This is a genomic window from Paraburkholderia sp. GAS448 (genome assembly GCF_050435685.1).
Taxonomy (GTDB): domain Bacteria; phylum Pseudomonadota; class Gammaproteobacteria; order Burkholderiales; family Burkholderiaceae; genus Paraburkholderia.
Genome location: NZ_JBNDKT010000044.1, coordinates 1 through 21,936, shown reverse-complemented (window position 1 = coordinate 21,936; position 21,936 = coordinate 1). Strand labels below are relative to the sequence as shown.

Genomic DNA, 21,936 nt, shown 5'->3' with positions numbered 1-21,936 from the left:
GGCATCGCCTTGCGATTTCAGAAACGAAATCGTTTGTTTCAGGTTTGCGCGTTTGATTCCGAGGGGTGAATCCGATCAATCCTCTCCCCGCTGTCATTTCCCGACGGATGCGGCCATTCCACACAAGCGGCTCGGGCGGGCGGATGTCGGCCAGGTCAGCCTCCGAAACCGTGCGCCATGAAAAAGGTTGCTGTAACAACCAGGAAGTTGCAGAACCAAGATTCCGTTGACGCGAGAGATTCCAGGCGACCAGGTGAAACCTCCTGGGTTCCGCGCTAACCCTTAGCCTATAATTCGGGCACTTCGAACAACGGAGACTACCGGGATGAGATCCTACGAAGAAATCCAGGCAGAGATCAGGAAGCTGCAAAACGAGGCTGCGAAAATCCAGGAACGCGAAGCCGCGATCGGCAGAATCCTGGACGAGATGAAGCGCTTTGGCATTTCCGCGGAAGAACTCAGCGAGATGTCGACAGGAACGGGCGCGGCGGCTTCAAAAGCGACGAGTACAGCAAAAGAGGCTGTGGCACCGAAGCTCACTACGGCAAGGTCTGTCTCTGACGAGTCACCGGCAGTAAAGCTCCTCAAAGATGCCGGCATTGATTTCAGCCGCAGGGGCGCCAAGGCGGTCAAGCCGCCAATGAGGGAAAAGCCGGCCGCGAAGGGGAAGTCGGCGCCAACGGCAAAACTGCCGCCCAGGTATCGTGACCCGAAAACTGGAGCCACCTGGAGCGGTCATGCGCGACCGCCGGCATGGATCAAGGATGCCAGGGACCGCTCGGTCTATCTCATCGGCAACGCCGCCGCACCTGCCGCAAGCGAAAACGGCGCAGCGGACAAAAGTACTCCCAAGGCGGCTCGCGCATCAAAGAGCTCGGCTCAAAAGGGTGCTACCTGAGAACCCCGGCCTCATGACACTTCGAGGACGAGGACATTCAGTTCTATCCTCGCCTGATATCAAGCATCTCCTGATGAAACTGCGCAAGGGACTCGCGCTGTGCGACGCTAACAATCGCCCCTTTCGGTATCTGTCACGACCGTAAAAGTGTCGTGGAGGTTACCCAGAAAGAACATCAGAATGGCGGCAATCAGACCAGGATCTAACACAGTGTATTGACGCTTCCATCCCTGAAATCGTGAGAGGATGTTTTGCGCGCCGTTGACTGCGATGTACAGATTACCCTCTTCCACAAGTTTTCGACAATGAAGCGTGGACTAGTCAGAGTGCTGCTGCCTGCCGGGCTGATTGCGGTGGTTCTCCTGCCAGTCAGCGTTTCCATGGCGATCGCCTATCGCCTGGCACTGCACGAACAGCAACAGCGTACTTCAATCATCGCATCGGAGGTGCTTCACCGGGCGCACGCCATTAGCGGCCAGATCGCGCACGCACGCAGCATCCTCGAACACTCGTCTGCATCGCCCTGTTCGCCCTCCGGGGTCGCGATGATGCGCAATCTGACCCTGAGCTCCAGCTACCTGCAACTGGTTGGCTACGTCGAAGGAAACCGCCTGATCTGCTCGTCGTATGGCAATCACGGCGACGGCATTCCGGTTGGCCCGGCAGACTATCTGAGCAAGCGTGGCGCATGGATTCGACGTTCGGTATATTTGCCGTTCTTGCCGAAGACCCGGTTTTTTATGGTCACGGAACAGGGTAGCGGCTACTCGAGCCTTGCCCTTCCTGACCTCATTCTGGATGCGGGACGTGAATCCCGCGAAATCTCCGTCGCGCTGGTGGCGATCTCGACCCGCAGTGTCATTCTGGCGCGCGGCCAGGCCGATGTGCGGCAACTCCCCGCTTTTCACCAGGAGTTGGGCGAGATGCAGTGGGTTGGTGACGAGCAGGTCGGCACCATCCGGTTCTCTGCGGCCAATGACTACGCTGCCATCGCGTCGGTGCCGGTAAGTGCGGTGAGGCGATCCTGGCTGTCCATCGCAAGGTTTGCCGCACCCCTTGGTGGAGTAGTCGGTACCTTGATCGCTGTGCTGCTGATAGCGATGCTTCGGCAACGTGCCGGAATGCTTGCGCAGCTTGATCGAGCCATTCGCCGCAGAGAATTCTCTCTTGCATACATGCCGATCGTAGAACTGGACAGTGGACGGTGGGTCGGCGCTGAAGCGTTGTTGCGTTGGCGTCGACCTGGGGGGGATCTTGCGGGTCCGGAGCAATTCATTCCCATTGCGGAACAGCATCACAGGATGAAACGGCTAACCGACAGAATGCTCGACATCCTCGTCGTTGATTCTCGAGAGAGCCTGGCACGACATGCGGGTCAACGCTATGTGTCCATCAATCTCAGCGCCCAGGATCTGTCGGATACGGCGATCGTGGAGAAGCTCCGGCAGACGCGCGAGGAGTCCGGATTGCCGCGCCTGATGGTTGAGGCGACAGAGGGGGGCCTTCTCAATGTTGATCGTGCCAACAGCATCTTCCAACGGCTCGGCGAACTAGATATTTCTGTCGCGATTGATGACTTCGGCATCGGGTACTCCAGTTTGTCCTATCTCGGAACCCTTAGAGCCGCTTATCTGAAGATAGACAAGTCTTTCGTATCGGCGATCGGCAGTGATGGCGTCACCTGGCATGTCATCGACCACATCATCGCCATGGCAAGGGATTGCGACCTCACGGTGATTGCCGAAGGCGTTGAAAGCGAAGAGCAGGCGGCCTACTTGCGGGATGCTGGTGTCCGGTATGCCCAGGGCTGGCTGTTTGGCAGACCGATGACGGCCAGCGAACTGGTTGCTCGTGGCTGGCGCGATGCGCTCCCGGCTCAGGTGGTGTAGGTCGATCCACGACTGGCACGGTGGTGGATACGACATTGATGTCGGCACCGGTCTCGATCAGGGAAGCTACTGGTGCGCGGGATGCTGAAGCGCTCCACCAGGAAAGGGGACAAGCGTACCCGGCGAGAAGGCGGATATCGGTATCGATGCTGACACGGGGCCGGTGGCAACCGTCATCGAAATCGCTACCATGGTCAATGATGTGACACGGGCGATCCGCAAGCGTCAAAGACGCATTTCGAATAGTTGACCACAGCGCCGAAGGGCAAGGTCGCCCCTTCCGTGTAGAAGAACAGCCACTTGCCTTCGTGAAGGAAATAGGCGCGATAGCCAGGCATATCGTTTGGCCTGAAGTGAGCCGGCGAGCAGCGAAACCAGTACGTAGCATCACCCAGCATTGCATGGGCGAGGGTGCTTTGCGGTACTTCGGAGGCGTACAGGGCTTCGAAGGCACGGGCGGTACTGACCGCTCCGCCTGGAAGAATGACTGTCACATAACCCCGCACGCGATCGCTATAGCACCGTTCAGCATTGTACGGAATCCTGTTTGTCGCACCGCCAAATACACCAGGCCTGAGTAGGGATTGAACTCGGGCAAGGTGGAACGTCTGCTCTGTGCCCGTGGTGCGATGAGAGTGGGTGATCGTTTCCATTGTGACCTCCGGTGATGTTTTCTGCGGTGCTCACATTGAGGATACGAGGTACCACGCCGGAAGGCCTGTGACTTTCAGACGCGTATTGAGGCACCACTCTAGTTTCCACCGTCTGGGAGTCCTCTGCGGCCCCGGATTGACCATTCCCTGTCTTGCTTCGAGCGGTTTGCAGGCCTGTGACTGACGCCCTGGTTTTCGGTTATTCGATGCCTGCGCTCATTGACGCGCCGTGAGCGTGCTGGGACGCGTGCGGGCAGGCGCATTGATAATACAAAACATAATTGTGGTTGTGAAATCAATAGTTACAGACGAAACCCTAAAGCCGGACGGCTTTCTGCCGATAAGAATTTGGTTGATCACGCATCCATAAAGCTAACGGCGGGGATCTGCGGCTGCGTGCCCCTAATTTTCAATCAGGTGTCGAATGCGGAAGTTCACTGGATCAATCAAGTTCAAGGTCTACGCGGTACTCGGCGTAGGCCTCGTTCTGCTTTTCGTCAATGGTGCTATCGGCGCGCGCGGTGCGCGCTACCTCAACGACAGCCTTGAATACCTGTACGCCAATGAGGTGGTCCCGCTAGAAGACCTTGCGGCGACTCAGGCAAGCGCGCTGAGGCTTCACATTCTGCTGACGCGCCTGCTCACGCAGCACGACCCGGAGCAGATCAAACAGTCCGCCGCGCAGGCACGTCAACTGGAGAAGACGCTCGGTGCCGCGTGGGCCGATTACTACCCACGACGGGTCACCGACGACGGCGAAAGGGCCGTCGCGGACAAGGCCGCGGCCACCCTCAACGAATTTCGGTCGCTTGCAGACGATGCGCTCGCGGACGCCCAATCCGGCAACACGGACGGCGCGTCCGCCGCGCTTGACAAGCTTGCCGGCGTCAACGTCACGCTGTCCGAAAGCCTCGATAAGGACCTTGCGTTGAAGGACGCGCAGATCAAGGAAGCCGACAGCAAAGGAACCGACCTCTATCATCTGGTCAGGTGGCTCGAGTGGGGAGGGATTTTTGTCGGGCTCGCCATTTTCGTCGGTCTAGGAGCCTATCTTCTGCGCGTGATCCTCGTTCCGCTCGATTCGGCGATCGATCTCGCCGAGCGCATCGCCCATGGCCATCTCGACAATCAGGTGGCGATAGCATCGAACGACGAGTTCGGGCACCTGCTCGGCGCGCTGAAAACGATGGACCGGCAGCTGGCCGACGTCGTCCGGGGTATCCAGACCTCGAGCGATTCGATCGCGATCGCAGCAGGCGAGATCGCAGCGGGCAACACCGATCTGTCCTCCCGCACCGAGCAGCAGGCGGCGTCCCTCCAGGAAACTGCCGCGAGCATGGAAGAGTTGACGGCAACCGTTCGCCAGAACTCCGAAAATGCTCACCACGCCACGAGTCTCGCAGGCAACGCGGCGGAGATTGCCGATGCCGGCAATGCCGTGGTCGGCCGGATGGTGACGATCATGGGTGACATTTCAACCAGTGCCACCAGGATCAGCGAGATCACCTCGCTCATTGAAGGCATCGCGTTCCAGACGAATATCCTGGCGTTGAACGCGGCAGTGGAGGCCGCCCGCGCCGGGGAGCAGGGGCGCGGGTTCGCGGTCGTCGCAGGGGAGGTGCGCAGCCTTGCCCAGCGCTCGTCGAGCGCCGCCAAGGAGATCAAGGACCTGATCCAGCGCTCGGTAGACACGGTCCGGATCGGGTCGGAGCAGGCCGAAGAGGTCGGACGCACAATGGAACAGGTCCAGCAGGCGATCCAGCGTGTTGCCGACATCAACAGCGAGATAAACGCTGCATCCGACGAGCAGCGCCACGGCATCGAACAGGTGAATCAGGCAGTCGGGCAGATGGATCAGGTAACGCAGCAGAATGCGGCCCTTGTCGAAGAAGCTTCCGCGGCGGCACAGTCCCTCGACCACATGGCCGCGCAACAGAAGTCCGCCGTGTCCGTATTCAAGTTTGCGGCCCGGGGATACGACGTGGCGCCCTCAGTCCGCTGCGACGCCAGCCTGCCGCAGCAGCGCAGCCGGGTCGAGCCCGTTGCCAAAGCCAGTCCGCGCGCCACGGTCGCCGTCGCCGATGCCGCTGGCAACGCGAACCGGCAGACCTTCTGACGGGCAGACGTAGCTCGGCCGAAGCCACATCGCCGCAGAATGCTGCCACGAACCGGTACATTTTCACTTTCGGTGCCGGCTGCGCCAGTCACGGGGTGTCATATGGAAACGCTCCAGGAACCAGACCGAAAACGACCCCTGGTTGGTGTAGCCCAACAGGGCGGCGACCCGGCCGATCGGATAGCGTGGATTGAGCAGGTAGCGCACGGCAAGGTCACGCCGTACTTCTTCAACGATGCCCGAGAAACTGGAACCGGCGGAATCGAGCTGGCGCTGCAGCGTGCGCACCGTCAGATTCACCTGCCGCGCCACCAGTTCAATCGAGGCCTGATTGAGGGGCAATAGCAGGTAAATCGTCTTGCGCACCTCCAATGCAATCGAATCTGCCGTTGTAACGTTTAGCGGATTGGCGAGACTTTCCGCATAACGGACCAGCACGGGATCGGCATTCGGATTCGGATAATCCAGGTCCGCCGCCGCACAAACGATTCCGTTGAAGTCGGTCTCGAATGTGATCGGACAGCCGAAGAACCGGCGATGGAAGGCGAGATCAGCAGGCGCCGGATGCGTGAAGTACACATTGTGCGGTTTCCAGTGGGCGCCCAGGAGCGCGCTGGAATGGCGGGACAGCACGCCGACTGCCAGTTCAATCGCCTGTACTGTCCGGGTGCCCGGTTCGGCGACAATCTCTTCACGGATCGTCACCGTGTCGCCGGTCGTTTCGACGTAAACACCCAGCGCTTCGTTGAGCAGATGGCGGTATTGGGCAGTCGCCAGCAGCACCTCACGCAGCGTACGCTTGTGGGCGAGAAGAATGTTGACGACGCCACTACCGAACTGCTGGCGCGTTTGTGCTATCTGCAGTCCGAGTGTCGGACACGACGCTCTTTCCGCAGTCGTTTCAAGCAACCGGCAGGCGCCGTCAGCCGGAATCCGGTCATCGGGGTTCGCCAGCGCCCCCGCGTCGAGGCCGACCTCCTGCACAAGCTCATACGGATTGAGACCCAGGCGTCTCGCAACGTCGAAATACCCGTGCATCGTCGACGATCTCACCATGGTTTGCATCCGATCTCCTTCTTTTTTCCGGCGCGCGGCACGCTAAATCTGGACTGGTGTTAACGCGTAGTGTCATCAAATCATAAAACAATGTCACCGAAAACGAAAACCGCATCGTCGGATTGCCATATCTTCGCTGGACTGATCCATTTCCCGTCGCCTCTACGTTTTCCTGGCGCGGAGGTAGGAAGTCCAACTATATCTGGAGAAAACGATGCAATTTTTCGACGACTCGCTGCACCCCGAGAACCAGGACAAGGTGGTCATCACCACCGCACCGTACGGCCCGGAATGGATGCCGGAGGACTTTCCTGAAGACATTCCGGTGACGATGGAAGAGCAGATTCAAAAGGCCGTCGACTGCTACAACGCCGGCGCGACCGTGCTGCACCTTCACGTGCGCGAACTGGATGGCAAGGGCTCCAAGCGCCTGTCGAAGTTCAACGAACTGATCGCCGGTGTGCGCGCGGCGGTGCCGGACATGATCATCCAGGTGGGGGGCTCGATCTCGTTCGCGCCCGAAGACGAAGGCGAAGCTGCCAAGTGGCTGTCGGACGACACGCGTCACATGCTGGCCGATCTCGAACCGAAGCCCGACCAGGTGACGGTGGCGATCAACACCACGCAGATGAACATCATGGAGCTGCTCTATCCGGAGTATCTCAAGGGCACCTCGCTGGAGAACCCGGCCTATCAGGCCGCGTACAGCGAAATGACGGTACCCGCGGGTCCGGCCTGGGTCGAGGAGCACCTGCGCCGCCTGCAGGCCTCGGGCATCCAGCCGCACTTCCAGCTCACCGGCATCCACGCGCTCGAAACGCTCGATCGCCTGGTACGCAAGGGTGTCTACAAAGGTCCGTTGAACCTGACGTGGATCGGCATTGGCGGCGGCTTCGACGGTCCGAACCCGTTCAACTTCTTCAACTTCGTCCACCGTGCGCCGGACGGCGGCACGGTGACGGCCGAGTCGCTGCTGAAGAACGTGCTGCCCTTCAACATGATGGCGATGGCGATGGGCCTGCACCCGCGCTGCGGCATCGAGGACACGATCATCGACCAGCACGGCAACCGGATGACGTCGGTGCAGCAGATCGAACAGTGCGTGCGCGTGGCGCGCGAACTGGGCCGTGAGATCGCGAGCGGCAAGGAAGCGCGCGACATCTACAAGATCGGCGTGCAGTACAAGAGCGTTGAGGAGACGCTCGCGGCCAACGGCATGGCGCCGAACCGCAAGTCAGCCGTGAAGAACCAGCCGCTGCGCGCGGCGTAACAGGGTAGCGCTCGCCATTGACATGACATCGTGTTGATGGCGGCTGAAGAAAGAGGCTCCCGACTCGCTTCGGGAGCAGCCCAGACATCGGCCCCTTTTGTCCGTCACGGGAAAAGGGCGCCAGATGGCGGAGACACGAAGGAGACGAAATGCTTTTGCAGCATGCTGAGCCCACAATAAGTGATATTCCGGCGACGCGATCGGACATTCCCGCGTACGCGTGGGTGGTATGCGCGCTCACGGTCGGTTTGCTGCTTTCCGACTATATGTCGCGCCAGGTATTGAACGCGGTCTTTCCATTTATCAAGTCCACGTGGAACCTCTCTGACGCGAAGCTCGGTTCGCTCAGCAGCGTGGTGGCACTGATGGTTGGCTTGCTGACCTTTCCGCTTTCGGTTCTCGCGGATCGCTGGGGACGCGTAAAGAGCATCGTACTGATGGCGGCGCTGTGGAGTCTTGCGACACTCGGGTGTGGCATCGCGACGACTTACGGAGAGATGTTGGTCGCGCGTGCGTTCGTCGGTATTGGCGAGGCCGCCTACGGAAGTGTAGGCATCGCTCTCGTCTTGAGCATTTTCCCGGCGCGTCTGCGCGCCACGCTCACAGGCACCTTCATGGCAGGCGGAGCGTTTGGCTCGGTACTGGGCATGGCGATGGGTGGTGCCGTCGCAACCCACCTTGGATGGCGCTGGTCGTTCGGCGCGATGGCGTGCTTCGGTATTGTGCTCGTTGTCATTTACCGGTTTGTTGTCACGGAGAAAAAGCTGGCGCTCCTGCAACCGGCAATCACCGGACAGAAAGGTAACCTGGGCGTGCGTCTGAGCTTCCGCGCGCTGATGAAGGGGCTGTTTTCGACAAAGTCCGTCATTTGCGCCTACGTAGGCAGCGGTGTTCATCTGCTCGTCCCGGCGGCCGTGTGGGCATGGATGCCGAGCTTCCTGAATCGCTATTACGGCATGGCACCTGGCAAGGCAGCGATGAATGCCGCGGTGTTTGTGCTCGTGACCGGCCTTGGCATGATCGTGTGCGGCAACGTGGCCGACCGTCTCAACAGGAAGGTTGCACAACGAAAGTGGATGACCGCGATCGCGTACTGCCTGTTGTGCTGCATCCTGCTCGGCATCGCTTTCCAGCTGCCGGCCGGCCCGTTGCAGCTCGTGCTGATCGGTTGCGGAATGTTCTTCTGTGCTGGCGCGACGGGGCCTTCGGGTGCAATGGTGGCGAACCTGACTCCGCCGTCGATCCACGCATCGGCATTCGCCACTCTGACCCTGGCCAACAACCTGTTGGGACTGGCGCCCGCGGCGATCCTGACGGGCATCATTGCAGACCGGATCGGCCTGCTCGGCGCCTTGCAACTGGTACCGCTTGCACCGCTGCTCGCGGCGGTCGCGTTTGCCATCGGCCGTTGCAGCTACAAGCGCGATCTTGACCTCGTAAACGCACTGCGTGAGCAGGCCGCGCGCTAGGCAACATCGCGGTCGGTCAAGGCAGTACCGGGACATCGCGCGGTAATCGACGCCTGCGGCGGGACGTGATGATCCTCCCGCAGGCGCATTCCCTTTTTGTACATTGAGAAACAACCTGGAGAACGAATCATGGCGAAAGCAATCCGCTTTCATGAAACCGGTGGTCCTGAGGTCTTGCGCTACGAGGACGTTGAAGTAGGTGATCCGGGCCCGGGGCAGGTTCGTCTGCGCCATGAAGCAGTCGGCCTGAATTTCGCGGACACCTATTTCCGCTCCGGACTGTATCCGGTTCCGCTGCCTGCCGGCATGGGCGTAGAGGCAGCCGGTGTGGTCGAAGCGGTGGGCGAGGGCGTCACGAACGTCGCGGTGGGCGATCGTGTCACCTACACCGGCTTTATCAACACGCTTGGCGCATACAGCACCGAGCGCCTTTGTCCGGCCGCACCGCTGATCAAGCTGCCCGAAGGCATCGCCTGCGAGACAGCGGCAGCCATGACCATGCGCGGCCTGACCTCGTCCTATCTGATGCGCCGCATTTACGAATTCAAGGCGGGCGACACCATCCTGCTGCATGCGGCCGCCGGCGGTGTCGGCCTGATCGTATCGCAATGGGCCAAGCTGCTGGGGCTCACGGTAATCGGCACCGTTTCGAGCGACGCGAAGGCGGAAGTCGCCCGCGCGCACGGCTGCGACTACACCATCAACTACAGTCATGAAGATGTCGCGAGGCGCGTGCGCGAGATGACCGACGGCATCGGGGTCAATGTCGTTTTCGACAGTGTCGGCAAGGATACTTTCGAAGCTACGCTGGATTCGGTCAGGCGCCGCGGCCTCATTGTTTGCGTCGGCACGGCATCGGGGCCGATTCCGGCATTCAATCCGCAGGTCCTGGCAATGAAAGGATCGCCGTATCTGACCCGTCCCGCGCTCGCCGACTATATCGCCGACCCCGCCGAAAAAGCGGACCTGGCCGGGGAACTGTTTGGCCACGTTGCGGCTGGCCGCATCAAGATCGAGATCAATCAGCGCTATGCGCTCGAGGACGCCGCGCAAGCGCACCGCGATCTCGAAACGCGTAAGACGACGGGCTCGTCGGTCTTCGTCGTCTAAGGAGGGCTACCATGCGTGTCGAACAACTCACCAACGCCATTGGCGCCGAACTGGTGGGCGTCAAACTCGCTGACGCCATCCACGACGATGGCCTCTTTGCCGAGATCCGGGCGAACCTGCTGAAGCATCGCGTTCTGTTCCTGCGCGATCAGGACATTACCCGCGCTGAACATGTCGGCTTCGCGCGTCGCTTCGGCGAACTGGAAGATCACCCGGTTGCGGGCAGCGATCCTGAGCATCCTGGACTCGTGCGTATCTACAAGTCGCCGGACCAGCCGAACGACCGCTACGAAAATGCGTGGCATTCGGACGCCACGTGGCGAGAAGCCCCACAGTTTGGCGCAGTGCTGCGATGCATCGAATGTCCGCCCGTCGGTGGTGACACGATGTGGGCGAACATGGTGCTTGCGTATGAGCACCTGCCCGCGCAGGTGAAGGAGCAGATCGCCGACCTGCGTGCACGCCACAGTATCGAGGCGAGTTTCGGCGCGGTGATGCCGATCGAGAAGCGGCTTGCCTTGAAAGCCCAATATCCCGATGCGGAGCATCCGGTCGTGCGCACGCATCCCGAGACTGGCGAGGAACTTCTGTTTGTCAATGCGTTCACGACGCACTTCACGAACTACCACACGCCGGCGCGCGTGCGCTTCGGCCAGGACGCCAATCCGGGCGCGTCTGACCTGCTGCGCTATCTCATCAGCCAGGCGTACATCCCGGAGTATCAGGTGCGCTGGCGCTGGAAGCCGAACAGTGTCGCGATCTGGGACAACCGCAGCACGCAGCACTATGCGGTGATGGACTACGCGCCGTGCCATCGCAAGATGGAGCGAGCCGGGATTATTGGCGACAGGCCGTACTAACCTGAAGGAATCAGCATTTTGACTCTCAATACAGCACCTACCGTACTGATCGTGCCTGGCCTGCGCGACCATGTGGCCGAACACTGGCAGACCCTGCTGCAGGCTCGCCTTCCCAAGGCTGCTTCGGTGCCGCCGCTCGAGCACGACAAGCTCAGCTGCGCGGCGCGCGTCGCGGCGCTGGACGAGGCCATAGCAAGGATCGACGGCCCGATCGTGCTGGTCGCTCACAGCGCCGGCGTCATGATTACCGTGCACTGGGCGCAGCACCACAATCGCCCGATCCAGGGCGCGCTGCTTGCCACGCCGGCGGACCTGGAAACACCCATGCCCGCCGGTTATCCAACGCTCGACGTGCTCAAGGAGAACGGATGGCTGCCGTGCCCGCGCAAGCCGTTGCCGTTCCCGAGCATTCTCGGAGCCAGCCGCAACGATCCGCTCGCAGCGTTTGATCGCGCCGTGGCAATGGCGGCGGACTGGGGCAGTCGTCTCGTCGACCTCGGCGAGGTTGGGCACCTGAACCCCGCGGCCGGCTACGGCGAGTGGCCGCAGGCGGAGACCCTGATCCGTGAGCTTCTCTGACATGGATCGTGCAACGCAGCAGGTCGCAGCAGTGAATAAAAACGCGTCGGTGACGGTCGACGTCCACTTCGACTTTGTCTGCCCGTGGTGCCTGATTGGCAAGCGCAATCTGGATGCGGCGATCAGTCGCCTCGCCAGCTTGCGTCCGGACGTCAACGTCAAGGTGCGGTGGCACTCGCATCAGTTACTGCCCGATATGCAAGTCGGCGGCGTGCCTTATCAGGCGTTCTATGTGGCCCGTCTGGGGAGTGCAACCGCGGTCGCTGCACGGCGCGCACAGGTGCAGGAGGCCGCTTGCGCGGCCGGCGTCCAGCTGGCGTTTGACAGGATCGAGGTGATGCCCAACACGCGGGCAGCACACAACCTCGTTGCCTGGGCGGCGACTACGGACGCGGCTTTCCAACCCGCGTCGCTGATCGACCGGCTGTTCACCGGCTATTTCATGGACGGCGAAGACATTGGCAACCCGGACGTGCTTGAGCGAATTGGCCTCGCGTGCGGTCTTGACGCCGCGGGACTTGCAGAACATCTGGCGGCATCGCGGCGCGACGGCAACATGGCGATCCCGCGTTCGCCGCAGGCTGATGAGGTGCGGGGCGTGCCGCATTTTGTGATCAATTCGGCCCTGTCGCTGTCTGGTGCGTACTCGATTGCCGCAATCGTGGATGCCATGTTGCGCTCGATTGACGATCAGGAAAACAGATGATGTCACGCCAGATACCAGTCGGGTCGGCCGATGAACTCGCGCCTGGACAGCGCAAGCTCGCCTTCATCGACGGCCGCAGCATCGCGCTCTTCAACATCGAGGGCGAATACTACGCCGTCGAAAACTCCTGTCCGCACAACGGCGCATCACTTGCAGGTGGCCAGCTCGAAGGGCGCCTGCTTCGCTGCCCCGCCCACGGCCTTCGTTTTGACGTTGCGACCGGTTGCATGCCGGGAAAGGGCGGTTTGAATCTGGCAACGTTTCCCATCCGGAACGTCACCGGCAGGCTCGAACTCAGCCTCGACGACGCCCAGCCAGGTCAGTGTCACTCGCAGCAATGCGGAACCTAGATAAATCAGGAGAGTACCCATGAATGGATTGATGATGCAGCAATCGCTGCTGGTCTCTTCGCTCCTCACCCACGCCGAGCGGCATCATGGCTCGCAGGAAATCGTGTCGCGACGAGTCGAAGGCGACATCCACCGCTATCGCTATCGCGATCTTGCGCAACGCGCCCGAAGACTGGCCAATGCCCTCGCAGGCCTTGGGATCGGCCAGGGCGAGCGCGTCGGTACGCTGGCATGGAACGGCTACCGCCACATGGAACTGTACTTTGCGGTGTCCGGTTCCGGTGCTGTATTACACACGCTCAACCCCCGGCTGCATGTCGATCAGCTTGCCTACATCATCGATCATGCTGACGATCGCGCCATTTTCTTCGACTTGACCTTCCTCCCGCTGATCGAGTCCGTCGCATCGCGTATCAAGAGCCCGAAGGTATTCGTCGCGATGACCGATCGGGCAAACATGCCGGCCAGGCACGACCTGCCGATCATGCTGTTGTGCTACGAAGACCTCATCGAAGGTCACAGTGACGACTTTGAGTGGCCGCTTCTTGACGAGAACAATGCGTCGTCGTTGTGCTACACGTCAGGGACCACCGGCAATCCGAAAGGGGTGCTGTACAGCCATCGTTCGACGCTTCTGCACACGTATGCAGCGGCATTGCCCGACTCGCTGAACTGCGCGGCACGCGATGTGATCCTCCCGGTCGTCCCCATGTTCCATGTGAACGCATGGGGTCTGCCCTATATCGCATGCATGGTCGGCGCCAAGCTGGTGTTCCCAGGTCCCGCGCTCGACGGAAAGTCGCTCTATGAGCTGATCGAGGCAGAGCAGGTCACGCTCTCCGCCGGTGTCCCGACCGTCTGGCAGGGGCTGCTTCGACATGTGACCGAGCGCCGCACGACGTTTACTTCCATGCGCCGCACCATCGTCGGCGGGGCACCCTGCCCGACAGCCATGACGACAGAATTCCAGGAGCGATACCACGTCGACGTCCTGCACGCATGGGGGATGACGGAACTGAGCCCGGTAGGAACGGTTTGCAGTTTCAGGGGACACCATCTGTCGTTGCCGGCGCAGCAGCGCTACGCCGTCCAGGCAAAGCAGGGCCGCGCCGTGTTCGGCATCGACATGAGAATCGTGGGCCCGGACGGCGCGGAGTTGCCATGGGACGGTCAGGCGGCCGGCGACCTGCAGGTGCGCGGTCCGTGGGTGACATCCGGATATTTCGGCAGCGAAGATGCGTCGCCGCTGTGCGACGGCTGGTTTCCGACCGGCGACGTTGCGAAGATCGATGCCGACGGCTTCATGCAGATCACCGACCGCAGCAAGGACGTCATCAAGTCTGGCGGCGAATGGATCAGCTCGATCGACATCGAGAACGTGGCGTGCCTGCATCCGGCCGTTGCGAGCGCAGTGTGCATCGCCGCGAGGCATCCGAAATGGGACGAACGGCCGTTGCTGCTGATCGTGAAAAAGCCGGAGAGCGCGCTTGGAAGCGACGAACTGCTCGAATTCTTTGACGGCCGGGTGGCGAAATGGTGGAAGCCCGATGCCGTTGTATTTGTCGACGCCGTTCCCCTCGGCGCGACGGGCAAGGTGCTCAAGAACCAGTTGAGGGATCAGTTCAGGGACTACTACCTCACGGCCTGACGCGGCCGGCAATAGTAACGACAGCCTGATCCATTCAAAGAGGAAACCGCCGGGCCCACGCCCGGCAATCCCCGGGGTCTGATGGCCCACAACAACAGGAGACGTCAATGCAAAAAATCAAAGGACTCAGGCTCGTGATCGGCGCATGCATCGTTGCGGCGTCCATGAACGCATGGTCACAGAGCGGCCAGGCGCCCAGTGCAGCGTCTGCGCCTCCAGGTGCCTCCGCAATGGTCGCGTCCAGCGCAGCGCCGGCCGAGACAGGCCGTAGAGCGAATCGCGCGCTGCGCCGGCAGATTTACGCTGCCATCTCGAAGCACAAGGAGATCAGCGCCGGGAATATCAGTGTCACCGCGAAAAATGGCGCTGTCACGTTGAACGGCTCCGTAGAAAACGCTTCGCAGGTCGTGAAGGTCGCGGAAATTGCGACTGGCGTCGCAGGCGTGACTTCGGTGAACAACAAGCTGGCCATCCGAAAGCCAGCATTCGGCGCCCAGTAACCTCGCCTGCCAGTCGGCTTCACCGCCGACTGGCCAGCGTCGGGGGTGAGGCGCCGGTCCCGACATGACCCCGGGCCCAATCGGTTGGTCGATCAAGCACCTCTACGCTCGCCAACCACGCGCCGACCGTAAAATGTGACGGGTCTTATTCGGGCTGCCACCCGTGTGCTTCGAGAAGCTTGTCCAACAGATAGCGCAGCGCGTCCATCTCGGGCTCACTCAGACATTTGTAGAGTTCTTTGTCCCGCTTTTCCACCATTGGGACAATCTTCCTGAATATCTTCCGTCCTTCCGGCGTCAACGAAATGATGACGCTGCGACCGTCCTGGTCACTCGCCGTGCGAGACAGGAGCCCTTTACCAATCAGCGTCTCGCTAGTACGGCTCGCCTGGCTCTTGTCCAGGTTCGACCGACGTGCGATGTCCATGATCGTCTGCGGTCCAAAGGCGCCGAGAACCCCCACAATCGTCGCCTCTGGCATGGACAGGCCAATTTTCCCACGGGACAACTCGCTGCTCATCCGTTCGGCGATCTTGTTCAGTGCCTTGAGCCGATAGGTCAAGGATTCATCAGGTGTTGGGCCAGTCGTCGTCATGAAAGGTAACGTGAGAGTACAGAGAGTCGCTCATTTTTGCGCCGCCTGATCAGGCGGTCAACATTTTGTGGCGGAAAGCTTGCAAAGCATACACTCATTGACCATGCAAACATTTCGCGCGTCGGCAGAAGAGGTGTGGGGCGACTTTCACTGCACCAGAGGATCGGCGGCGACCGCTGACGGCCGTCAACGCAAGTTGCGGCCTCAAGTACCTTAAACGCACGAAGGTGTGACTCAAGCCACCAGTCAGGCTGAATAGGGAGATTTCACCGCCGGACTGTTGGGCATGTGCGGCACACAACGAAAAAGCCGCCTCGCAAACGAGGCGGCTTTGGATGCCGTAGCAGGCTTGACTGCGACCGGCAACTTCATGCGCCGGTCGGGGTTCAGCCTCAGAAGGAGTGGCGGATGCCAATCATGCCGGCGGCGGTATTCTTGCCCACTGCGACCGGTTGGCCGTACACGATTGTCTGGTTCATCGTGCCACGGTTGGAGACATAGCCGCCCTGGGCGTACAGCACCGTGGCCTTGGACAGGCTGTAGTCGGCACCCAGCACGTAGGAGGTGGACTGGTTCTGGTTGTGCTTCTCGTCCTTCACGTAGTAGATGCCCGACGTGACTTCGAACGCCGGCGAGAAGCGATAGCCGAGGCCACCCGTCCACATGTCGAAATCCCCTGAAACGATGCCCGCCGCCACGTTGCTGCTCCCGTTCGGGTTCGCCGGGTTGCGCCCGTTGCTGAACGAACCGGAGACGGAGAGGCCCTGCCATGTGTACTTTGCACCGAAGTAGACGAAGCGGTTATTGTTCACGCCCGTAGACGGAAGGGTCGTTCCCGCATACGTGAACGGGCTTGCGTCATGTCCGTTGTAGTAGACGGCTGCGGCATTCAGGCCGTAGTTCGAATACTTGAGCACCGCGGACTCACGCGTGCCGCCTTGGATCTCACCCGGTACGCCGCCCGGCGCATACTCAAGCGCGACCGAGACGCCGTAGAAAGACGGCGAGTTGTAGACCAGCGCATTGCTGTCATACAGTGCGCCGATCTGGCCGTTCGTGCTACTGCCCGTCCAGCCCGACTGCTGGTTCATCGTGAGCCATGCCGTCAGCACGCTGCCGAAGAACCACGCGTTGCGCACGTCCGTGTCCGCCAATGCGTAAGCCATCGGCGCGAGCTGGCGACCGGCGTCGAACTTACCGAACGCTCCCGACACGCCAACCGTCGCGATCTGGTTGAACATTGCTGGCGTATTCGCCGTGTCGCTCAACTGGAACTTTCCCGTACCGCTGTCGAACGAGCCCTGGAGCCGGAAATTGATCTTGTAGCCTCCGCCGATGTCCTCAGTGCCCTTCATGCCATAGATGCTGGAGTAGATCCCGCCGTCCTTCAAGCGGAACACGGACCCTTGGTTTTGATTTATCTTGGCGTTCGGAAAGAAGGCCTTGGAAGCTGAGGTGTTTTGCCACAACAGGCCCGTATCGACCGTGCCATAAAGCGTTACTGACGACTGCGCGTGTGCGACACCTGCGAATGCGAGAAGTGCTGCTGCCCCTGTAATCCTTAACTTCATGTGGTCTCCTGCGTAATGATGATCAATCTGAGGCACCGCGGCAAACTCCTGTGGAGCCGCATTGCTTGTGAATTGAGAGCATACTTGCAGGTACCGCATCTTTCCCCCCCAACGAAGAGGGGGAGGGTTTTCCGTGATTTCGGTACAGGGAAAAGCCGCATCTCCAGACGGCACAAGGCTTGCAGGCGTCGGAAAGAAAACTTCATGCACTTCGCGCTACCCACCGCCCCGCTTCGTGTGGCGCATTTTTGACAAAAACTGCTTGAATTCACATCTATATTGTCGGGTGCCCATCAAGGGCGTCAGGTTTTCACCTTAAGGGTTTACCGAGATATGACGAGCAGGGCGACGACCGTGGCGAGGCCACTGGCTGTCCCTTCAGCGTTTCGCGCACGTATCTGATCCGAACCCTGACCGTTTGCTCCCGCTGTCGCGCTCTGGATTTCACTTCGGCTCCAGCACGCGTTGCGGAGATATTAACGCACTGAGACCCATAACCCCGACCATATGATTGATATCGCAACCACATTATGTTGTCGGTTATGGTCGGGCTAGATCCACCCGTCGTGCGTTCGATCATTCCCCCGCGTCGGCACTCGACCAGGCGGCTTCCTGAAGGAGACCCATGAGTTGTGCCCGACAAACAATCTGCTTGCGCGATGTCACATCGAGTTTGACGAAGAGATTCTTCAAATGCCACTTCACCGTTTCCTGGCCGATTCCCAAGGCCAGCGCGATTTCCTTGTTGGTGAGGTGGCGAGTGAGCAACTCCAGGACGGAGCGCTCCTTCGGCGTCAGGGTCATGCTGGGCGTGGCGCGATGCCCGCCGGTACTCTCGGCCACAGGTGTGACGGATCCAGTAGATGAACGCTCCCCGGATTGCCGGTGAGGTTGACGGTCAGCAACGGGTACGCCTTCCCATCTGGCGACTGCGGGGTGGAGGTCGAGCGGCACCAGCTTCATCCCGTATGACTCACCCAGGCCCACCGCCTCACTTAGCAAGTTCCCGGCGGATTCCCCGCAGTTATCGAGCACGAAAGCCCGCAACGTCATCACATCGACACGCACAGCACCATGGTTCATTGCCTCGGCGCCGGCCTGTGCGCGCGCCAGAGCGCGCTCGGCGGCCTCCCAGTCCTGCGCTGCTATTTCAGCGTATGCGCGCGCAATATCCTGATGCAGGAGCAGGGTGCGACGCTTGATTGGACCATCTGGCAAAGCGTGCTCTGCCACGATCTGGTCGATGCGCCCGGCAATTGTCCGGCATGTCGCGGCACGGTAGCGTCCACTGTGCAACCTGATCTGCTCGGTCAAACTTGCGATGCAAAGTCTCGGCACGCGGCGTGCGGAACCAATAGCGTCAAGCGTGCCAAGCAGGTCAAGAGCACGGTGCTCAGCGCCTGCGGCTGCAGCAATACGCGCAAGCGTCCGATACGCGACGATTACCGCGTCGGGCGTGCCACGCCGTTCGAGGATATCGAGTCGGTTAGCCAGCAGAGCAGTCGCCTCCTCGAAATCACCGCGTTTGAACCGGGTCGAGGCAAGCAGCGCCGCGATCATGCAGGAGAAAGGGTGTCGCCGACCAAGATCATCGTCCGCCTGAACCAGCGCCGGGCGCAGTGTGCGCTCGGCCAGCAGCATCTGCCCCTCGAGCAGATAGCCAAAGCCTGTCATATAGTCGCGCCAACGGCTCACGTACCGGCAGGCGACCGTGGCTTCACCGCGCGGCGTTTGCCGCAGCAACTGGCGCGATGCAGCGTACTCGCCCAACATCATCGCCCGCGCGGCAAGCCGGTTGGCATGCACCTGTTGCAGCCAGGCATCGGCTACCGGGGGCGTATCACCCCAACGGTCCATCACACGACCAGCGCGGTCAGGCTCGTCAGCAAAATAGGCAGCCGCACTCAGGATAAGGTCGACCTCGTATTGCACCGCCTCCTCGGGCTCGGCGCTGCGCAATATGGCCTGAGCCTGGATCTGCGCCTGCTCGTGGCGGTCGCTCATCGCCAACGCCCATGCTATGGCGAGGCGCATATGCGGATGCTGGTCCAGCACTGGCTCCGGGAGCCAATCCAGCCATTCGAGTACGTCGACCAGACGGCCTTGGGTCAAGGCTTCGTGGAGGCTACGCTGTGCGAGTGCATAGGCTGTCTCCGTCTCCCCGCACGCCAGGGCGTGGCGCGCAGCGGCTTCGATCATGCCCTGGTCAGCTAGCCATTGCATCGCCCGCCTGTGCAGGTCCAACCGTACCGCGTCTGGGACTGCAACCAGACGCACGCGCAACGCCTCGCGGGCCATTGAGTGCAGCCGGAACCACTCGCCGCGCCCCTGCGCGCTGAAAAAAAGTGGCGTCTCACTGGCAAGACGCAACAGCCGCTGCCTTGCATCTGGTTTCCCGGTAAGCGCTGCGCAGAGATCGGCGTGCAGGAGGTCGACGATCGACACGCGTGTCAGGAAATCGGCATCCTCAGCGCTGAGTCGTTCGAGCAGCGCCATCACGAACTGTTCGCGAATACCGCCCGCGCTGCTGGCGAAGGCGTCAATGGCGGAAACGGGATCCTGTGTATCAGCGATGGCGGAAAGGGAGAGTTGCAGGCCGAGCGGCCAGCCTTCGGTGATGTCGTGCAGCCTCGCGCTCGCATCCGCACCGACCTCGGCACCGAAACGGCTGGCGATGAGAGCGATGGTTTCATCGAGGCGAAAGCGAAGTGCTGCAGCGTCGACCGTCGCGCAATGACCGTAGGGGCGCAACCGTGAGATGAGCTTGTCGCATCCGCCGCGCGCGGCAATGACGACACGCAGGTTGGCCGGCAGGTTTTCGAGCAGGTAGCCCAGCGCCTCGTGACTCGCCTGTTGTAACTGCTCCGCTTCGTCGAGTATCAGCACGATGTCGAGTGCTGTGCGAGCGATCTCGGCAAGCCATGCAGTGATTCCTTCGGGCGGCGTGTCTGGCGCCGCGCCTCCTTCCAGCAGGCGCCTGCCGAATGTTGCCCGCCCGGATCCCGTTCGGACGGCCAGCGTCAAACCCACGAGCAGGCGCCGCGGATCGTCGCGCCCGTCAAGCGAAAGCCACGCCACTGCGCTGCCACGCATGAGGTATTCGTGGCGCCACTGGATCAGCAGTGAAGTCTTCCCGAAGCCAGGAGGCGCTTGCACGATCGTCACCGGACACTCGCGAAAGCGCCCACTTTCCGCGCTCAGGCGAGCACGCGCAAGCAGGTGTCGCGGTGCACGTGGAGGACAGATCTTCAGGGCGAGTTCCGGATTCGCGACGGGTAGTTGATTTGTCATCAGTCTAGCTACGTCTCAAACTTGCCATGGCGGGGGGATTGAATCAGTTATTGCCCCCCATTCTGCCTCTTGTAAGGTACGGGAGCCCCCCTCCGCACGGGAGGGGATTATGGAGCCGTAGTTCCCTACCATTGTGCCTGTATTCGTCTACGGTAAATACAAGAAATTCCATGTTCCGGCATCTCGGCGTATCCATTGATTCGAGTGACCCCAGTACCGAGGCGACGATCCAGGCGATCTGGCTCGCGCATGAGATGCGGGCCCGCGTCAGCTTCTGGTATGCGCAGCCCATACCCGACAATTCACTCGCAGAGGTGCACAGCGAGTACAAGGCAAGCGAGGTGTTGATCCGCGCAGACGCCGCCGCACGGGCGCTGGGTCTTTCGCCTTACGTGGCCGCCAACCTTTTCGCAGATCGGGCAGGCCACGAGATCCTGAATGCTGCGGCGCTCGCCGGATGCGATGCAATCGTCCTGACTCACAACCCTGCTCGCGAACTGCGCGGGTCCACAGCATATGAACTGCTGGCGAATGCAACGGTTCCCGTGTTGATCGAGCCGGCGTGCGCACCCGCCCGCATTCCTGCTGTTGAGTTACTGCGTACTGAGTATCAACGGCTCACCAGCCTGCTACACAGATGGCTGTGTCTTTTGAGCACCGTCCATGCTCAGGACGAGCGCGCACTGCACCCGTACTGGCTAGCCATGCAGTCTGTGATCACCTATGTGCGACAGACGGTGCACCCGCTTCAACGTTGCAAGGAAGCGAGACTGTTCAGCTGGCTCCAGCATCGCGCTCCAGACGTTCGCGCGGAAGTCGATGAACTTCTGCTTTTGAACCGGCGGGAACAGGAGCTGCTTGACGATCTCGAATCGAACTTGGCGCGCCCGCTGGGCAGCAAGGCGGCACTGGCCGGACTATCGTCCGCACTTACCCGCTACGCGAACCTTGTATGGTCCACCAGGGGGCGGGAAGAGAGCGTCATCCTGCCTGCGGCGATTCGCCATCTCAAGACAACTGAGTGGGAACGGCTTCATGCGGAATTTCACGACGCATGCTGGGCAAGTGACAGTGCAAACGCATCGGCTACCTTTGCGAGCCTGAGCGACACCCTCTACGCTGACATGGGACCAGGGTGCAGAGATGTCTCAGCATGCCCAACTGCGAATTGACACAGGCATGTACATTTACTTCTGCGAACCGCGTAGCCCTTGGCAACGCGGCACCAACGAAGACACGAACGGCCTTCTTCGCCAATACTTCCCTAAGGGAACGGATCTAACGCCATGTGCGAATCGTTCTTCGGCACACTCGAATCGGAGTTGCTCGCGCGCGAACACTTCGACACCCACGAACAGGCCCGACGCCGTCTGTT

At 60.9% G+C, this 21,936-nt stretch carries 19 protein-coding genes and 1 pseudogene; 15 read left to right on the top strand and 5 right to left on the bottom strand.

All coding sequences use genetic code 11. From position 1 onward, the window contains the following. Positions 1-427 precede the first annotated feature (427 nt). The gene (locus P3T23_RS40675) at positions 428-898 is read left to right on the top strand and encodes an H-NS histone family protein (protein ID WP_429321702.1); all 471 of its coding nucleotides are present in this window, start codon (positions 428-430) and stop codon (positions 896-898) included. Positions 899-1,224: 326 nt separating this feature from the next. Next, positions 1,225-2,787: an EAL domain-containing protein gene (locus P3T23_RS40670; RefSeq protein WP_429321701.1), complete on the top strand. Its 1,563-nt coding sequence runs from the start codon at positions 1,225-1,227 to the stop codon at positions 2,785-2,787. Between the two features lie 194 nt (positions 2,788-2,981). Here P3T23_RS40670 and P3T23_RS40665 read toward each other — a convergent pair whose 3' ends face one another. Continuing rightward, entirely contained in the window at positions 2,982-3,440 is a 459-nt protein-coding gene (locus P3T23_RS40665) for a hypothetical protein (protein WP_429321700.1), read from the bottom strand. Between the two features lie 424 nt (positions 3,441-3,864). On the opposite strand from P3T23_RS40665, the gene P3T23_RS40660 reads away from it, so the two are divergent. Beyond that, positions 3,865-5,556, top strand: a complete 1,692-nt coding sequence (locus tag P3T23_RS40660; RefSeq protein WP_429321699.1) for a methyl-accepting chemotaxis protein — start codon at positions 3,865-3,867, stop codon at positions 5,554-5,556. Positions 5,557-5,619: 63 nt separating this feature from the next. Here the strand turns inward: P3T23_RS40660 and P3T23_RS40655 are convergent, their stop codons facing one another. Beyond that, a complete protein-coding gene (locus P3T23_RS40655) occupies positions 5,620-6,621 on the bottom strand; it encodes an AraC family transcriptional regulator (protein WP_429321698.1) in 1,002 nt (333 codons plus the stop codon). Positions 6,622-6,826: 205 nt separating this feature from the next. Here P3T23_RS40655 and P3T23_RS40650 point away from each other — a divergent pair, with 205 nt between their 5' ends. The 9 genes from P3T23_RS40650 to P3T23_RS40610 all read left to right on the top strand — a co-directional run bounded on the left by P3T23_RS40650 (position 6,827) and on the right by P3T23_RS40610 (position 15,104). Continuing rightward, a complete protein-coding gene (locus P3T23_RS40650; RefSeq protein ID WP_429321697.1) occupies positions 6,827-7,882 on the top strand; it encodes a 3-keto-5-aminohexanoate cleavage protein in 1,056 nt (351 codons plus the stop codon). Between the two features lie 149 nt (positions 7,883-8,031). Continuing rightward, positions 8,032-9,351: an MFS transporter gene (locus P3T23_RS40645; RefSeq protein WP_429321696.1), complete on the top strand. Its 1,320-nt coding sequence runs from the start codon at positions 8,032-8,034 to the stop codon at positions 9,349-9,351. Positions 9,352-9,480: 129 nt separating this feature from the next. After that, positions 9,481-10,461 (top strand): quinone oxidoreductase family protein, encoded by a 981-nt coding sequence (locus P3T23_RS40640; protein ID WP_429321695.1) that lies wholly within the window; start codon positions 9,481-9,483, stop codon positions 10,459-10,461. Between the two features lie 11 nt (positions 10,462-10,472). Beyond that, complete coding sequence (locus P3T23_RS40635; RefSeq protein WP_429321694.1) at positions 10,473-11,321, top strand: TauD/TfdA dioxygenase family protein; 849 nt, start codon at positions 10,473-10,475, stop codon at positions 11,319-11,321. An 18-nt stretch (positions 11,322-11,339) separates the two neighbouring features. Beyond that, complete coding sequence (locus P3T23_RS40630; protein ID WP_429321693.1) at positions 11,340-11,900, top strand: RBBP9/YdeN family alpha/beta hydrolase; 561 nt, start codon at positions 11,340-11,342, stop codon at positions 11,898-11,900. Then, positions 11,887-12,606 carry a DsbA family oxidoreductase gene (locus tag P3T23_RS40625; RefSeq protein WP_429321692.1) on the top strand — a complete coding sequence of 240 codons (720 nt, stop codon included), beginning with the start codon at positions 11,887-11,889 and terminating at the stop codon, positions 12,604-12,606. Before P3T23_RS40630 ends, P3T23_RS40625 begins: the two co-directional genes overlap by 14 nt. Further along, positions 12,606-12,956 (top strand): Rieske (2Fe-2S) protein, encoded by a 351-nt coding sequence (locus P3T23_RS40620; protein WP_429321735.1) that lies wholly within the window; start codon positions 12,606-12,608, stop codon positions 12,954-12,956. The genes P3T23_RS40625 and P3T23_RS40620 overlap by 1 nt, the downstream gene beginning before the upstream one ends. 19 nt (positions 12,957-12,975) lie before the next feature. Further along, positions 12,976-14,604: a 3-(methylthio)propionyl-CoA ligase gene (locus tag P3T23_RS40615; RefSeq protein WP_429321691.1), complete on the top strand. Its 1,629-nt coding sequence runs from the start codon at positions 12,976-12,978 to the stop codon at positions 14,602-14,604. Between the two features lie 107 nt (positions 14,605-14,711). Further along, positions 14,712-15,104: a BON domain-containing protein gene (locus tag P3T23_RS40610; RefSeq protein ID WP_429321690.1), complete on the top strand. Its 393-nt coding sequence runs from the start codon at positions 14,712-14,714 to the stop codon at positions 15,102-15,104. Between the two features lie 145 nt (positions 15,105-15,249). Here the strand turns inward: P3T23_RS40610 and P3T23_RS40605 are convergent, their stop codons facing one another. The 3 genes from P3T23_RS40605 to P3T23_RS40595 form a co-directional block, all read right to left on the bottom strand. After that, positions 15,250-15,699 (bottom strand): MarR family winged helix-turn-helix transcriptional regulator, encoded by a 450-nt coding sequence (locus tag P3T23_RS40605; protein ID WP_429321689.1) that lies wholly within the window; start codon positions 15,697-15,699, stop codon positions 15,250-15,252. 392 nt (positions 15,700-16,091) lie between these two features. Continuing rightward, positions 16,092-17,270, bottom strand: a complete 1,179-nt coding sequence (locus P3T23_RS40600) for a porin (RefSeq protein WP_429321688.1) — start codon at positions 17,268-17,270, stop codon at positions 16,092-16,094. A gap of 576 nt (positions 17,271-17,846) precedes the next feature. Then, positions 17,847-20,561 (bottom strand): LuxR C-terminal-related transcriptional regulator, encoded by a 2,715-nt coding sequence (locus P3T23_RS40595; protein ID WP_429321687.1) that lies wholly within the window; start codon positions 20,559-20,561, stop codon positions 17,847-17,849. Positions 20,562-20,587: 26 nt separating this feature from the next. Between P3T23_RS40595 and P3T23_RS40590 the strand changes: the two genes are divergently transcribed. From P3T23_RS40590 to P3T23_RS40580, 3 genes and pseudogenes are all read left to right on the top strand, one after another. Then, the gene (locus tag P3T23_RS40590; protein WP_429321686.1) at positions 20,588-21,733 is read left to right on the top strand and encodes a universal stress protein; all 1,146 of its coding nucleotides are present in this window, start codon (positions 20,588-20,590) and stop codon (positions 21,731-21,733) included. Continuing rightward, positions 21,678-21,845, top strand: a pseudogene (locus P3T23_RS40585) (IS30 family transposase); the annotation flags it as partial. The gene P3T23_RS40590 and the pseudogene P3T23_RS40585, both read left to right, overlap by 56 nt. Positions 21,846-21,847: 2 nt before the next feature. Then, on the top strand, positions 21,848-21,936 hold an 89-nt coding region (locus P3T23_RS40580), incomplete at its 3' end, for an IS3 family transposase (RefSeq protein ID WP_429321734.1).